The sequence below is a fragment of the Variovorax sp. WDL1 genome (genome assembly GCF_001541225.1).
Lineage (GTDB): Bacteria > Pseudomonadota > Gammaproteobacteria > Burkholderiales > Burkholderiaceae_C > Variovorax.
In genome coordinates this window covers 1-13,662 of record NZ_LMTS01000096.1, presented here as the reverse complement: position 1 = coordinate 13,662, position 13,662 = coordinate 1, and the positions used below count along the sequence as shown (strand labels likewise).

At 70.0% G+C, this 13,662-nt stretch carries 12 protein-coding genes; 4 read left to right on the top strand and 8 right to left on the bottom strand.

All coding sequences use genetic code 11. The annotated features are described in order from the left end of the window. Window positions 1-106: 106 nt before the first annotated feature. From APY03_RS13635 to APY03_RS13605, 7 genes are all read right to left on the bottom strand, one after another. Entirely contained in the window at window positions 107-1,321 is a 1,215-nt protein-coding gene (locus tag APY03_RS13635) for a PP2C family protein-serine/threonine phosphatase (RefSeq protein WP_068677685.1), read from the bottom strand. A gap of 2 nt (window positions 1,322-1,323) precedes the next feature. Then, a complete protein-coding gene (locus APY03_RS13630; RefSeq protein WP_068677683.1) occupies window positions 1,324-1,818 on the bottom strand; it encodes a Rab family GTPase in 495 nt (164 codons plus the stop codon). Between the two features lie 11 nt (window positions 1,819-1,829). After that, window positions 1,830-3,692, bottom strand: coding sequence for an OmpA family protein (locus APY03_RS13625; RefSeq protein ID WP_068677681.1), 1,863 nt, complete (start codon window positions 3,690-3,692; stop codon window positions 1,830-1,832). 103 nt (window positions 3,693-3,795) lie between these two features. Next, window positions 3,796-4,419, bottom strand: a complete 624-nt coding sequence (locus APY03_RS13620) for a hypothetical protein (RefSeq protein ID WP_068677680.1) — start codon at window positions 4,417-4,419, stop codon at window positions 3,796-3,798. 86 nt (window positions 4,420-4,505) lie between these two features. After that, window positions 4,506-4,949 (bottom strand): ATP-binding protein, encoded by a 444-nt coding sequence (locus tag APY03_RS13615; RefSeq protein ID WP_068677678.1) that lies wholly within the window; start codon window positions 4,947-4,949, stop codon window positions 4,506-4,508. Between the two features lie 7 nt (window positions 4,950-4,956). Further along, window positions 4,957-5,307 carry an STAS domain-containing protein gene (locus APY03_RS13610; protein WP_068677676.1) on the bottom strand — a complete coding sequence of 117 codons (351 nt, stop codon included), beginning with the start codon at window positions 5,305-5,307 and terminating at the stop codon, window positions 4,957-4,959. Between the two features lie 286 nt (window positions 5,308-5,593). Beyond that, window positions 5,594-6,613: a GlxA family transcriptional regulator gene (locus tag APY03_RS13605; RefSeq protein ID WP_068677674.1), complete on the bottom strand. Its 1,020-nt coding sequence runs from the start codon at window positions 6,611-6,613 to the stop codon at window positions 5,594-5,596. Window positions 6,614-6,651: 38 nt separating this feature from the next. Here APY03_RS13605 and APY03_RS13600 point away from each other — a divergent pair, with 38 nt between their 5' ends. Continuing rightward, the gene (locus tag APY03_RS13600) at window positions 6,652-7,845 is read left to right on the top strand and encodes a DJ-1/PfpI family protein (protein ID WP_068677671.1); all 1,194 of its coding nucleotides are present in this window, start codon (window positions 6,652-6,654) and stop codon (window positions 7,843-7,845) included. Between the two features lie 87 nt (window positions 7,846-7,932). Here the strand turns inward: APY03_RS13600 and APY03_RS13595 are convergent, their stop codons facing one another. Further along, complete coding sequence (locus APY03_RS13595; protein WP_068677669.1) at window positions 7,933-9,189, bottom strand: MFS transporter; 1,257 nt, start codon at window positions 9,187-9,189, stop codon at window positions 7,933-7,935. A gap of 97 nt (window positions 9,190-9,286) precedes the next feature. Between APY03_RS13595 and APY03_RS13590 the strand changes: the two genes are divergently transcribed. The 3 genes from APY03_RS13590 to APY03_RS45335 form a co-directional block, all read left to right on the top strand. After that, window positions 9,287-10,261 carry a LysR family transcriptional regulator gene (locus APY03_RS13590; protein ID WP_068677667.1) on the top strand — a complete coding sequence of 325 codons (975 nt, stop codon included), beginning with the start codon at window positions 9,287-9,289 and terminating at the stop codon, window positions 10,259-10,261. 90 nt (window positions 10,262-10,351) lie between these two features. Next, window positions 10,352-10,549: a hypothetical protein gene (locus APY03_RS13585; protein ID WP_068677665.1), complete on the top strand. Its 198-nt coding sequence runs from the start codon at window positions 10,352-10,354 to the stop codon at window positions 10,547-10,549. Between the two features lie 247 nt (window positions 10,550-10,796). Beyond that, window positions 10,797-13,662, top strand: a 2,866-nt coding sequence (locus APY03_RS45335; RefSeq protein WP_198161246.1) for an autotransporter-associated beta strand repeat-containing protein, incomplete at its 3' end; no start/stop codon positions are given.

Sequence of the window (13,662 nt, the reverse complement as noted above, 5' to 3'; positions counted from 1 at the left end):
CGGAACTCCAGGAGGAGCGGGATTTCATCATCTCTTGCGTTCTGTCGTAACTATCGAAAAAGATAGGATGCGGCGGCCACTGCATGCTCCGGCAGCTCGCACCGGGTCACAACACCATCTCGATGACGGTGAAGTCGTCCTCCAGCACGCCAGGCCCGTGCATCTCCCGCGCGAAGGCCAGCAGCCTGTCGAGCTCGGACTGTCCATCACGCACCGGCAGTGCGAGCACGTCGGTGAAGTCGGAGAACGCCAGCATGGACCCGTCCGGCCGGGTGATCTCGTAGGTCCCGTCGCTGAATACGAACAGCCGCGCCGGCGACCGCAGGATGCACTGTTCATCGCCGTAGCGCGCGGTCGGCGAGAGGCCGACGCAGGGGCCGCTCGCCTTCAGTGGCCGGCACTCCCCAGGGGCCTCGCGCGTGCCGCTCACCAGCATCGCGGGCGGGTGGCCGGCCGAGGCGTAGCGCAGCCGGCCGGTGCCGCGGTGATAGACGCCGTACCAGACGGTGCAGAACAGCTCGTTGTGGCGCTCCATCTGGTAGGCCAGGTTGAGCGCGGCGAGCACCTCCGCGGGCCGTCGGAAGTTGGTGCGCGGCAGGGCCTCGGAGCGCAGCGTGTCGGCGACCGCCACAGAGAGCAGGGCGGCGCCCACGCCGTGGCCGCAGACGTCGATCAGGTAGAGCGCGAAGTGATTGGCGTCGATCCAGTGGTAGCCGAAGGAATCGCCGCCCAGCTCGGTCGAGGGCACGAAGCGCCAATCGACCGTGATCGGCTCCGACAACGGTGCCGGCAGGATGGCGAGCACGTAGCGCTCGGCCTCGCGCAGTTCCTGCTGCAACCTGTCGTGGGCGCGCTGCAGGGCTTCGCGCGATGCGGCGAGCTCGCAATGGGCACGCGTGAGTTCGCGGTTGGCCGCCTCGAGCTGCTCGATCAGCCTGGCTTCGCGCTGGCTGAGCAAGGTCATGTCGTAGGCCTTCTGCTGGACCCGCTGCGCCTCCTCGTGCTCCGTCGTCACGTCGAGCAGGACGATCCAGACCGTGGCGTCATCGGCGAAGAAGTGGACGTCGGCCACTCGTCCGCTTGGCATTTCCATGGAACGAAGGAGGAAGGGGTTCTGCGCGAGCGGCAGCAGGCCTTCGAGGAAAGGGATCTGGTCGCAGGCGGAGTCGCCGGGCTGGATGCCGGCCAGGCCGTAGTGCGCCAACTCGCCGCCGGCATGCACCAGCTTCTGCGCGTCATCGACGGCCAGGTGCGCAAGCACGCGCTGCCCATGGACCAGCACCATGAGCGAGTCGGAAATCCGCTCCGGCAGGTCCAGCATGGCTACCGCGCCAGAAGCGCCGCCAGGTCCTGGAAGCTCGCCTCGACCCCGTCGCCGGTCTTGGCACTGGTGCGGCGGAAGGTCCACCCCGAAGCCTGCAGTGTTTCGATGCGTTCCGGCGGAAGGGCCCAGTCCTCCACGAGGTCCGCCTTGTTGAGCAGCGCGAGGAAGGGAATTGGGCCGACCTCCGCGTTGACGCGCGATTGGATCGACGCCGCGGTCTCGAGGGTCTCGGGCCGCGTGCCGTCCACCACCAGCAGATAGCCGGCCGCGCCGCGCAGGTAGCTCAGCCGCACCGCGGCCATGTCGTCCTCGCCGGCGATGTCCCAGAGGATCAGCGCGAGGGGCTCGGTGCCGAGGGTCATCACCTTCTTGTCGATCTTCACGCCGACCGTGGTGAGGTAGGCGTCGGAGAAGATGGTGTCGACATAGCGGCGTACCAGGCTGGTCTTTCCGACGCCGAATGCACCGAGCAGGCAGATCTTTTTTTGAAGCATGGGGAGAGGTCCTAGTCGCTCGTCCCGACCACGAAGGACACGCGCCGGTTCATCGACAACTCGTCGGCGCTGGCGCCGGGCCGCAGCGGCTCCAGCGGGCCGGCGCCACGAACGGAAAGCAAGTTGGGGTCGATGCCGCGCGCCCGCAGCATGGAGCGCACGACCTCGGCGCGCCCGAGGCTGAGCGCCAGGTTCGCCGTGTCCTTGCCGGTGGCATCGGCGTGGCCGACGATCGTCACGCGCACCGAGAAGCCGAGCCCGCGGGCCACGCGCACCAGCTCGCGCAGTTCGGCCGCCACGGTGTCGAGCTCGATGCCCTGCTCGGCGGTGGGCCGCGGGGCGTTGTTCTCGAACGGGATGACGTGGGCCTGGATGGCGTCGCGCAGGCGGATGTAGTTCGGGTCCTGCACGTCCTTGAGGGCGCTCAGGTCCACCGGCGGAGCGCCCGCGGGCAGGCTCTGCACGAAAGCCCGCGCCTTGTCCATCCAGTGCTGCGGGGCGCTGCCGTCTGCGCGGATGCCGTCCGCGTCCTGCGACAGGCTGACGGTGGGGGGCGGGTTCAGGGTCGCCTGCAGGCGCTTCAGCATGATGGCCGGATGCAACGCCTGGTAGGGTTCCCAGCGTCCGACGATGAGCGCCGGGTCCAGCTTCGCCGGGTCCAGCAGGGCTTCCGGCCGCGCCGCCAGCGGGTCGCGCAGCCCGGACACCCACCATTTGCCGTCATGGCGATCGGCGCCCATCACGACGATGCCGGGTTGGTCGCGCAGTGCCGCGACGTAGTCGTCGACGCGCTGGCTCTCGATCACCCGCTGCCCGATCCAATAGGCCAGTGCCAGCAGCAGCGCCAGGGGGATGACCCAGAGCAGCGGCGACAGCCTTCTCTTCGACTCTGCCGACTGGGACCAGAGCGTCGGCCGCAGCCGCTGCTGTGCGCCCTCTTCGAAGGGGGTGGTATCGCCTTCGAATTCATCGAGCTGCGTGCGCCATTCGTCGTGGATGGCGGCCAGCGTCTCCCCGAGGCATTCGCGCAACGCCGGCGGCGGGTTGCCGTGGATCACCGCGGCGAGGAAGGCCGAGGGTCCTTCCTCGCACCACAGCAGCAGGTCGCCCAGGCGCAGGCTGTCGATGCTGCGGCCCTTGGTGCCGCCCTCGGCGGACTCGTCGAAGGAGTCGCGCACGAAGTCCTGGATCGCGGAGAGCATGGCCGACACGAGCTGCGGGTCGCGCGAGGTCGCGTCCTCCGCCGCCTCGTGCGCCAGCAGCAGCCCGGTCTTGCGATGGACCAGGAACAGGTGCTCGACGCGGAACACGGCGGTGTGCCTGAGCACCACGTCGGCAAAGGCGCTGCCGCTGCGCCAGGCTTCGAGCCGCCACTTGAGGCCGCGCCACGAGAGGCTGTGCTTGAGCGCCTGGTTGAGCGACTGCAGCTTGCCTTCCAGGGTCTCGGCGATGGCCTTGCGGATCGCCGGCCCCATGACCGGGTACAGGATATCGACCATGGTGTCCGGATTCTTCCGGATCGAGGCCTGGGTGGCGCGCTCGACGGTGGGGGCGAGCACTTGGCCGAGTCGCGCGTCCTGCGCCGCCAGCTCGAAGGCTGCGGGCAGCACGGCGCCCACCGCATCGGCGAACTCTTGCGGGTCGTCGAACTTGCGTTGCAGCCTCGCCAGCGCCGCCTGCTCGCGTTCGAGCAGCACGTCGCGCAGCGCCTCCAGCCGCGGATCGACTGCGGGGCGAGGCGGCAGCGTCGCGACCACCGTTGGGTCGACGCAGCGCGCCAATTCGAGCAACAACCCGGCCAGCCGCTGGTTCGGACTTTCTTCGAAAGCACCGCCGGGCGCGCTGGTCGCGGCCAGCGGCAGGCGCGCTGTCACGTGGACTCCTCGGCCCCGGGCTCCCGCTGCGGCCGGGCGCGGCTCACCGGAGCACCTTCGCCTTCGGCTATGGTGCTCTGCGCCTCGGGAGCGGCCGCGCGGCTCAAACGCGCTCGCCGTTGCCGCCCTTCGGCGACGTGTCCTGGTTGAGGCATTTGGCAATCTCGACGAACAGCCCCGCGAGGAGGTTGCGGTCGGTCTTGACGTTGCTGAGCTCGGAGAACATCCGCTCGATGGTGGCGCGGGTGTCCTCCTGGCGCTTGCGCATGTCGTCGCGCAGGCCCTGGACCTCGTGGCCCAGGCTGTCGGTGAACTCGCGCCCTTGGCGCGCGAGCTGGTCGGACAGCTGGGCAAGGCGCTTTTCCAGCGCCTGCGTCTGCTCCCTCAGGTTGCGCTCCAGCTCCTTGTCGGCATCGGCGCGCAGGTCCTTCTCTTCGCGGAACTGCCCGGCGACCGATTCGAGCTGCTTCTTGATCGTCCCCTCGAGGTTGGTCAGGCTTCGGGACGACTCCGCCTCCAGGTCGCGCAGCCTGTGCTGGAAACGATCCTCGAGGACCGAGAAGCGCTTGTCGTAGTCCTGCATCTGGTTGCCGAACAGCAACTCGCGCATCTTGTCGACACCGGAGGCCTCGCCCTGGCCGTTGGGCTGGGTGGCAAGGGCCGCCTGCGCGGCCAGTGCGCTCTGCGCGTCGATGGTGGGGAGGGGGGATTTGGCTGCGGTTCCCATGGCTTGTTTCCTCGTAGTGGTTGCTATGTGAAGAGTTGGCGCCGTGGGGCGGCGCCCGCGGGATGGTGGATGTCGGGGCGTCTCATTCAGGGCGGCGCCGTCGGCCGGAAAAGCAGCGTCAGGCGATTGCGGCCGTCTTCGCGGCGGTAGTGCATGCCATCCGAGAAGCGGCGAACGATGGGGATGCCCCAGCCTCCGACGGGTGCGTCCTCGAGACTGCTTGCGTGCCCCGGTTCCGGGGGCTGCAGCGGATCGAAGGGGCGGCCCTCGTCCTCGACTTCCAGGGCCACGTCCTCGCCTTGCCACCCCAGCCGCAGGAAGATGCTGCAATGCGCCGCTTCGTCGCCGCTGCCATGGGTCATGATGTTGGTCACCGCCTCGGTCGAGCACAGGTCGAGTTGCTGCGCGACCCGGCTTGGAAGCTGCTGGCGCCTTGCCCAGTCCTGCACCCACGCGCTCACGCGCGAGAGCTCGCGCAGCTCGGAACCGACGATCAGGGATGCCTGGGGCTCCCTGTCGCTGGAGGACATCAGGGCCTCACTCGGCTCCCGCCTTCAGCGCGCTGAAGGCGGTGTCGACGTCGGGGTACAGCGGAATGATCGTGTCGACACCCGCAACCTTCAGCACATCCGCCACCAGCGGCGGCGGACCCGCCAAGGCCATCTCGCCGCCGCGCTGCTTCTGGGCTCTCGCGTTGGTGATCAGGGCTCGAATGCCGATGGATGCCAGGAACGACACCCCGGACATGTCGACCACGGCGAGAAGTTTCCGGGTCGCGACCAGCGCAGAGAAGCGCATGTCGATCTCTTGGGTACCGGCGCTGTCCAGGCGCCCGATCAGGCTGATTTTCTCGATGCCCTCAGCCAGTTGCTCCGTCCTTAGCTCCATGCCACCTCCGTATTGGATGTATCGATGAGCGCTGAACCGGCGGTCGTCCTCCCCAGCAAGGATCGCTCCACCCGCGCAGTTCTCTGGACCGGAGCACGGGGTGGTGAGCGTCCCGCGACCAACAAGCAGGAACTTTTGTAGGATACGCGCAAAGGGTTGCAGCGTCGACAGCCATTGGTCGTAAGCACAAGCCCTAGTGCGCCGTCCACGGTGCGCGGTTTGATTGCCCCCAATGCATTCACTCGAAGCCCACGGATGTGGAGACGCAGGGGCTTGCCGTTCTGCCTCAGGGGCGCTGCGCGACAGCCGGGCGTCTCTCGCTGTCGCGCCATGCCTGCGGCGTCAGGCCATGCTGCCGCGCGAAGGCACGCTGCAGCGCGTCCACCGATCGGAAGCCGCTGCGGCTCGCGATGCGGTCCTGCGTCCACCGCGTGCGCCGCAGCAGCTGCGCGGCAGCGGCCACGCGGGTCTGCTCGACGAAGCGCGCCGGCGTGCAGCCGGTCTCGGCCACGAAGGCGCGCGCGAAATGCCGCGGGCTCATCTGCACGCGAGCGGCCAATGCCTCGACCGACAGGGCCTCCTGCGGATGCGTGCCGATCCACGCCACCAGCTCGCGCAGGCGGTGGCTGGCCGCGGCCTGGGCCTGCAGCGTCGGGCTCAGCTGCGACTCGCCCCCGCCGCGCAGCAGGGGCAGCGCCAGCGTGCGGGCGATCTCCATCGCCACCGCGTGGCCCAGGTCGTCCTCGACCAGCGCGAGCGCGAGTTCGATGCCGGTGGTGACGCCGGCGGAGGTCCACACCGGTCCGTCGTGCACGTAGATGCGCTCGCGCCGCACGCGCACCTGCGGCCGCAGCGCCTGCAGCTGGTCGCAGGCGCGCCAGTGCGTGGTGGCCTCGCGGCCGTCGAGCAGGCCGGCCACGGCGAGCGCGAAGGCGCCGCTGCACACGCTCGCAATGCGGCGGACCCCGGGCGCGATCTCCGCGAGCCAGTCCGAGATGCGCTGCTCGACGATCGCCGCGCGCACGCCCGGCTCGTCGCCGCCGGCCACGATCAGCGTGTCGATTGCGGTGGGCAGTTGCTGCAGCGGGCGCGTGCCGGCAAAGCTCAGGCCCCCGTTCGTCGACACGGTGCCGCCGCCCGGCGAGGCGATGTGCAGCCGGTAGTGGCCGGGGCGCATCTGCTCGGCCTTGCTGAAGACGCTGGCCGGGCCGGCGACGTCGATCGCCTCGACCCCGTCGAACGCGACCAGCACGATGTCGCTGGCAGAAAGCGCGGCTTCTTCGTCGTTGTGGAGCAGGGCGGGCATACGTAGGCTCAGTGCATCGCGTTTACGGAAGGGCGGCCATGTGGAACTGGGTACGGGCGTCGATCGGGACAAGTATTGCAGCCTTGGTATTGGCGGGCTGTGGGGCGGGCGCGCCGCAGGCGCCCGCGCAGGATGACGCGGCCACGATCGCGCGCGACAGGCAGGCTTTCGTCGAGGCCCTGAAGCCGCGCGCTCCGGGCCGCCCGGTGGTCGCGGTGCTCGCCTTGAACGAAGGCACCGAGATGACCGACCTCCTGCTGCCGCACGCGGTGCTCCAGCGTGCCGGCGTGGCCGATGTGCGGATCGTGGCGCCGCGTGCCGGCCGGGTGAGCCTGTACCCCGCCGCGCTGGAAATCGACGGCGCGCAGGACCTGGCCGGCTTCGACCGGATGCATCCGTCGGGCGCCGACTACGTGATCGTCCCTGCGATGCGCACCGACGACGATCCAGCCGTGACAGCCTGGCTGCAGCGGCAGGCGCTGCAGGGTGCGCGAGTGATCGGCGTCTGCTCCGGCGCGCGCGTGGTGGGCCGGGCCGGCCTGCTCGATGGCCGGCGATTCGCGGGCCACTGGTATGACCGCAGCACGCTGCTGCGGCGCCACCCGGGCGCCACTTACGTCCCGAACCGGCGCTACGTGGTCGACCGCGGCGTCGCCACTACCACGGGCATCACGGCCTCGGTGCCGACGACGCTGGCGCTGGTGGAGGCGATCGGCGGGCGGGACAGGGCCCAGGCCCTCGCGGCCGAGCTCGGTGTCGCCACCTGGGACCCGGCGCACGACAGCGCGCCCTTCAAGCTCGAGGCAGCCCGGGCCTGGACCTATGTGGTCGACAAGGCCACGTTCTGGCGCGACGAGCGCTGGCGCGTCGAGGTGCGGGACGGCAGCGACGACGTCTCGCTGGCGCTGGCCGCGGACGCCTGGTCGCGCACTGGCCGCGTGAGCGTGGAGGCCGCGTCGGCATCGGGTCCGGTGCGGCTGAAGAGCGGGCTGGTGCTCATTGCGCGGGCCGCGGCCGGCGGGTCGCCGCGCGTGCCGATCTCTCCGTCGCTCAGGCCGGTGCAGCAACTGGATCGCACGCTGTGCGAGATTGCCGAACGCCATGGCACCGTGCGGCGCGACCGGGTCATGCAGGAGATGGAGTACCCGCGCGTGGAAAGCGCCTGCGGGCGCACTGTATCGACCGCAGGCTCGCCCCGTCCTGCGCGCCGGGTTGGCGGGCCTGCGGGCTGAAGCGCAGGCTCAAGCGGTCCCGCACATGGGTCGTGGCTCCCAGCACCGGGGGACGGGCACGATGCCGAAGGCGGGGCGGCGTCGCCCTCAGGCCGGCCGCGTGCCCGGCTGCCGTGCCGGCCACAGCCGCACGGCCAGCGCAGCGCCGGCCGAAGCGGTCGCCAGCGCCGTGACGCCCATCCAGCCCCACGCGGCCAGCAGCAGGCTGCCCAGCGCCGCGCCGATGGCCATGCCGAGGAACACGCCGACGAAGAGCACGGCGTTGAGGCGGCTGCGCGCGGCGGGCTCGATGCCGTAGACCAGGGTCTGGTGGGCGATCAGCGCGGCTTGCATGCCGAGGTCGAAGCCGATCGCGCAAAGCACCAGCAGGCCGAGGCGGGCCTGTGGCTGCAGCAGCGGCGACAGCGTCATTGCCGCGAAGGAGAAGACGGCCAGCCCCGCCCCCAGCCGCGTGACCCATTCCGGCCCGCGGCGATCCGCGATGCGCCCGGCCAGCGGCGCGGCCAGCGCCCCGGCGGCGCCCGCCAGACCGAAGGCGCCGGCGGCCGCAGCGCCCAGGTGGAAGGGCGCGGCGTGCAGCATGATGGCCAGGGTCGACCAGAACGCGCTGAAGCCGATCGCCAGCAGGCCCTGCGCCAGCGCCGCGCGGCGCAGCGGCGGATGGCGCCGCCACAGCGTGGCGAGCGAGCCCAGGAGCGCGCCGTAGGCCAGTTGCGTCGTGGGCTGGAAGCGCGGCAGCCGCCGCCAGGCAGCCAGTCCGATCAGCGCGATGCTCGCCGCCGCCGCGACAAACACCGCGCGCCACCCGAAGTGCTCCGCCACGAAGCCGCTCGCCACCCGAGACAACAGAACGCCCAGCAGCAACCCGGTCATCACCGTGCCCACGGCCTTGCCACGGCGCGATTCGGGCGCGAGCGTGGCTGCGGCGGGTACGACGTCCTGCGCCAGCGTCGCCGACAGCCCGATGACCAGGCTGAGGGCCAGCAGGACGCCGATGGAAGGCGCGACGCCTGTCAGCAGCAGCGCCGCGCCGAGCACCCCGGCCTTGATCAGGATGATGCGGCGCCGGTCGTAGCGGTCGCCAAGCGGGGCCAGCAGCCCGATGCCGAGGGCGTAGCCGAACTGCGTGAGCGTGGGAACGAGGCCGACGGCGCGATCGGAGGCGCCGACCTCCGCGCCGAGCACGCCGAGCATGGGTTGGCTGTAGTAGAGCGACGCGACCGCGAGGCCGGCCGCCGCCGCCAGCAGCAGGAGCAGCGATGCCGGCAGGGCCTGCGCCTCGGCCTCGCGTGACGGGGCCAGCGCGGCGCCCACCGGGGCATGCGAACAATGAATACCAGACATGGCGTAAACCCTATGAATTGCGTTGGAAGCGGAGTTTGAGGGCTAAGCTCCATAGGCGGTAGCCGGAAGGTCCGCACAACGTATATACGTAGATTGCATGAACGAACACGTCGCGCCTTCGGGCACCACCGATCGCATCGCTCTGATGCAGACCTTCGTCCGCATCGTGGAAGCCGGCAGCCTGTCGGCCGCCGCCGCGCAGCTGGGCGCGACCCAGCCGACGGTGAGCCGGCGCCTCCAGGCTCTGGAGCGCTCGCTGGGCGTGCGCTTGCTGCGGCGCTCGACCCACGCGATGAAGCTCACCGAGGACGGCGAGCGCTGCTTCGAGCGCGCCAAGGAACTGCTGGCGAGCTGGGAGGCCTTCGAGGCCGATTTGCGTGGTGCCGGCGACGAGGCCGAGGGCAGCCTGCGCGTGATCGCGCCGCATGCCTTCGGCCAGCAGCAGTTGGTCGAGCCGCTGGCGCGCTTCCTGCGGCGCCACCCGCGGGTCACCGTCGAATGGCTGCTGCACGACGACATGCAGGACTTCGTGGCCCATGGCGTCGATTGCGCGATCCAGGTCGGCGAGGTGCGCGACCCGTCGGTGGTGGCGGTCAAGCTGGCCGAGGTGCCGCGCATCGTGATCGCCGCGCCTTCGTTGCTCGAGGGCCGGCCGGTGCCCGCCCATCCCGGCGAGCTGGCGACCCTGCCCTGGTTGGCGCTGCGGACCTACTACCGCAACGAGGTGACGCTCACGCATGCGGCGAGCGGCGAAACCCTGCGCCTCGCGATCCGCCCGCGCCTGAGCACCGACAGCCTGCTGGCCATGCGCAACGCCGCGCTCGCGGGCCTGGGGGCCTGCGTGGTCTCGGCCTGGCTACCGATCGACGACCTGGCCCAGGGGCGCCTGGTCCACTTGGCGCCCGAGTGGCGTGCGGCGCCCTTGCCGGTCTACCTGGTCTACCCCCACGCGCGCTTCCAGCCGGCGCGGTTGCGCCGCTTCATCGAGGCGATGCGGGAGGCCATGCCCGCGATGTTCGGGATGGATGCGCCGGCGCCAGCTGGCACGGCGCGTTTGCGCAGGCCCCTATAGCCGAATCGCGGCGTCCTGACAAGAGCACTTGTGAAGGAGGCGCCGCGCAGGCCTGCGCGCCACACTCCCGCCCCGAGGACCCCAGCAGCCATGACGAAGAAGATCCAGCTCAATGATGAACAGTGGCGAACGCTCGAAGCGTTGCGCGACGCGCTTGCCAAGCGGCGCCCGACCCACGCCATCAAGGTCTCGAGCCGGCTGCGCTCCAACGGGCTGGTCACCACCGACCGCCAGGGAGCCAGCGTGCTGACCGACCAGGGGCTCAGCCGGTTGAACCAGGGGCGCTGAGCGCTTCGACCGCTTCGTCCCCTTGGGGAGCGACCTCAAGCCTGCTTCCGCTTACCACGTCCGCACTACGCGAACGATGCGAGGCTTCCCCGCAGTGGCAGCCATCGAACCCAGCGCGGCCGGGGCAGCCGCCTGCAGCTTTCCCCCTGGACCTGAACGGAGATTGAAATCTCTCTTTTTGTCGCGCCGGTCTGAATCCAGCGACTGACGTTCCTAGCATTCGACGGTCGCCGCCCCCCACGGGTCCATGAACCGCGGCCCGAGCTTCCCGGACGGGTGCGTTGGGGAGGGGCATGCCCAGGCGGCAGTGAGCTGCGCGCGCGTCGCGCGTCGTTCGATCTTAGATTCCCGAGGCCCCATGAATTTCATCTACCGTCTTGTCTGGAACCGCAGCTTGCGCGTGCTGCAGGTGACATCGGAAGTGACACGCGCTTCACGTGGCGGAGCAGGCGGCACCGGCGCAACGCAGGCAGCCACGCGCTGCCGTTTGAACGCGAGGGCTCTCGCGGCTTTCCTTCTTGTGCTTGGCATGACCTCTGCCGCGCAGGGACAGATTTTTGGTGGCAACGGGGGCGCTGGTGGGGATACCGGGAGTGCACGGGGTGGCGCAGGCGGCACGACTGACAACGCGCCTGGATCGCCAGGAGGAGCGGGCACGTCCGCCGGAGGTGGCGGCGGCGGCGGCAGCAGTCTGTCCGTCGGAACTGGCGGAAATGGAGGAGATGGCGGGATTGACAACGTCAGTTACCGCGTCGGCGCAGGTGGCGTGGGCGGCGAGGTTGGCAGCACCACCGCCCTCGACAATTCCGGCACGATCATTGGGCGCGCAGGCACGAACGGCGGCATTGCCGAGCAGAATCTGGGAAGCAGTGGCGGAAGCGGTGGTGGTGGCGGCGGCGGCTTCGGCCTTGTCCTCGGGGGAAGCGGCTTCGCCGTCAATTCGAATCGCATTGCCGGCGGCGCGGGCGGCGCGGGCGGCGCCGGAGCAGGCTTCAGCGAGCCGCCCGACGGCTACCGCCGGGGCGGAGGCGGAGGCGGCGGTGGCAGCGGTGGAGGTGGTGTGTTGCTCACGGGCGGGGCGAGCTTCACGAACTCCGGGGTCATCGAGGCTGGCCGCGGGGGCGACGGTGGCGCGGCCGTCGCAGGTGGCGAGGGTGGCAGTGGGGGCGATGGTGGCATCGGCCTTGCATCGACAGCCGGCGGCAGCGTCGTCAATTCCGGCAGCATCGTCGCTGGCGCCGGCGGCGCCCCGGGTTCGCCTGATCCATCCGCTTTTTTCCGGGGGGGCTTCGCCAGCCATGGCGGTACGGCCGTCCTGGTCACGGGCGGCGGGACGGTGCTGAATACCGGCGTTCTGGAAGGCGGCAATGGTGGAGCCGGCGTTCCCGGTTCGCCTTTGTCCGAGATCCCACCCGGTGCCGGAGGCGCCGGCGTCGCCGCCACCGGCAATACGAGCGTCACCAACAGCGGCATCATCAGGGGCGGCCTGAGCGGCGACGGCGCAACCCGCGCGAACGCCATCGACTTTTCCGGCGGCAACAACACGCTCACCCTGCAAGCCGGCTACAGCTTCATCGGCAATGTGGTCAGCACCAGCGGCAACACCAACGGCGGCGATACGCTCAGGCTCGGCGGCGACACGGATCCGCCGGCCGCGCTCAATGTGTCCAACATCGTGGCCAACCTGCCGGCCTCGCCCAGCGGTACGCAGTACGTGGGCTTTGCCAACTTCGCCAAGGACGGCGCCAGCACCTGGCAACTGACGGGCAACGGCAGTCCCGCCCAGAATTGGTCGATCACCGGCGGCACGTTGCGGGGCGATGCCAATACGTTCAAGGGCAACATCCTGTTTGCACCTGCTTCTGGCGGCAGCGCACCCGGCGTGGTGTTCGATCAGGGCAGCGGCAATCCCAACAGTGCAGGGTCCGCCGAATATGCCGGCCGCATCAGCGGCGCCGGCGCGTTCACCAAGACCGGCGATGGCACGCTGACGCTCTCCGGTGCCAACACCTACACCGGTGGCACGCTCTTCTTCGACGGCGTGGTTTCCGTGTCGAGCGACGCCAACCTCGGCGACGCCGCGGGCAGCCTCTTCTTCGATTGGGGCGTGCTGCGGACCACCGCCGATCTCACGATGAACCGTGCCACCACGTTGCTGACTGGCGGGACGATCTCGACAAACGCAGGCACGACGCTGATCCATCAAGGTGCGATCGACGGGGGCGGAGGCCTTGCCAAGATCGGTGCCGGTACCTTGACCCTGACGGGCGCCAACACCTATTCCGGCGGAACCGTCCTCATCGAAGGCACGCTGTCGATTTCCGCAGACCAGAACCTGGGCGCGCCCACCCTGCTGATCATCGATGGTGGCACGCTGCGCACCACCAGTCCCTTCGCAACCGGGCGCACCATTCAACTCGGCTTGGCCGGCAGCACCTTGCAGACCGACGCTGATCTCACGGCGACCGGCCAACTCGGGGGTAAGCGCGGCGCCTACTTGATCAAGACCGGCACGGGCACCTTGACCCTGACCGGCAGCAACTCCTACACCGGCGGCACGCGCTTCGACGCGGGGGTTGTTTCCGTGTCCCGCGATGCCAACCTGGGCAGCGCCTCGGGGGGCCTCGTCTTCAACGGCGGCACATTGCGGACCACCGCCGACCTCGCCATGAACCGTGCCACCACGCTCGGCGCGTCCGGCGGCACCTTCGACACGCTCGCGGGCACGACGTTGAGCCAGCAGGGTGCGATCGGCGGGGCCGGCGGCCTGACCAAGACCGGCGCGGGCTTGTTGACGCTGACAGGCGTCAACACCTACGAGGGTGGCACCACCATCAGCGCCGGCACCCTGGCCGGCAGTGCTGCCAGCTTCGGCAGCGGCGCTATCACCAACAACGCCGCACTCCTCATCGATCAGGCCAGCGATGAGGCCCTTGGCAACACCTTCGCCGGCAGCGGCGCCTTGACCAAGACCGGCGCAGGCACGCTGACGCTCACCGGCGAGAACAGCTACAGCGGCGGCACCGACCTCAAGCAAGGCGGCATCGCCGTCGGCAACAACAGCGCTTTGGGCACCGGCGAACTCGCCATGCACGAAGGCACCACATTGCGCT

Bases quoted from the DNA above. Each gene is read 5' to 3' on its own strand.
- APY03_RS13635 (WP_068677685.1), bottom strand. From the start codon at position 1,321: ATGCTGGACCTGCCGGAGCGGATTTCCGACTCGCTCATGGTGCTGGTC.
- APY03_RS13630 (WP_068677683.1), bottom strand. From the start codon at position 1,818: ATGCTTCAAAAAAAGATCTGCCTGCTCGGTGCATTCGGCGTCGGAAAG.
- APY03_RS13620 (WP_068677680.1), bottom strand. From the start codon at position 4,419: ATGGGAACCGCAGCCAAATCCCCCCTCCCCACCATCGACGCGCAGAGC.
- APY03_RS13615 (WP_068677678.1), bottom strand. From the start codon at position 4,949: ATGTCCTCCAGCGACAGGGAGCCCCAGGCATCCCTGATCGTCGGTTCC.
- APY03_RS13610 (WP_068677676.1), bottom strand. From the start codon at position 5,307: ATGGAGCTAAGGACGGAGCAACTGGCTGAGGGCATCGAGAAAATCAGC.
- APY03_RS13605 (WP_068677674.1), bottom strand. From the start codon at position 6,613: ATGCCCGCCCTGCTCCACAACGACGAAGAAGCCGCGCTTTCTGCCAGC.
- APY03_RS13600 (WP_068677671.1), top strand. From the start codon at position 6,652: ATGTGGAACTGGGTACGGGCGTCGATCGGGACAAGTATTGCAGCCTTG.
- APY03_RS13595 (WP_068677669.1), bottom strand. From the start codon at position 9,189: ATGTCTGGTATTCATTGTTCGCATGCCCCGGTGGGCGCCGCGCTGGCC.
- APY03_RS13590 (WP_068677667.1), top strand. From the start codon at position 9,287: ATGAACGAACACGTCGCGCCTTCGGGCACCACCGATCGCATCGCTCTG.
- APY03_RS13585 (WP_068677665.1), top strand. From the start codon at position 10,352: ATGACGAAGAAGATCCAGCTCAATGATGAACAGTGGCGAACGCTCGAA.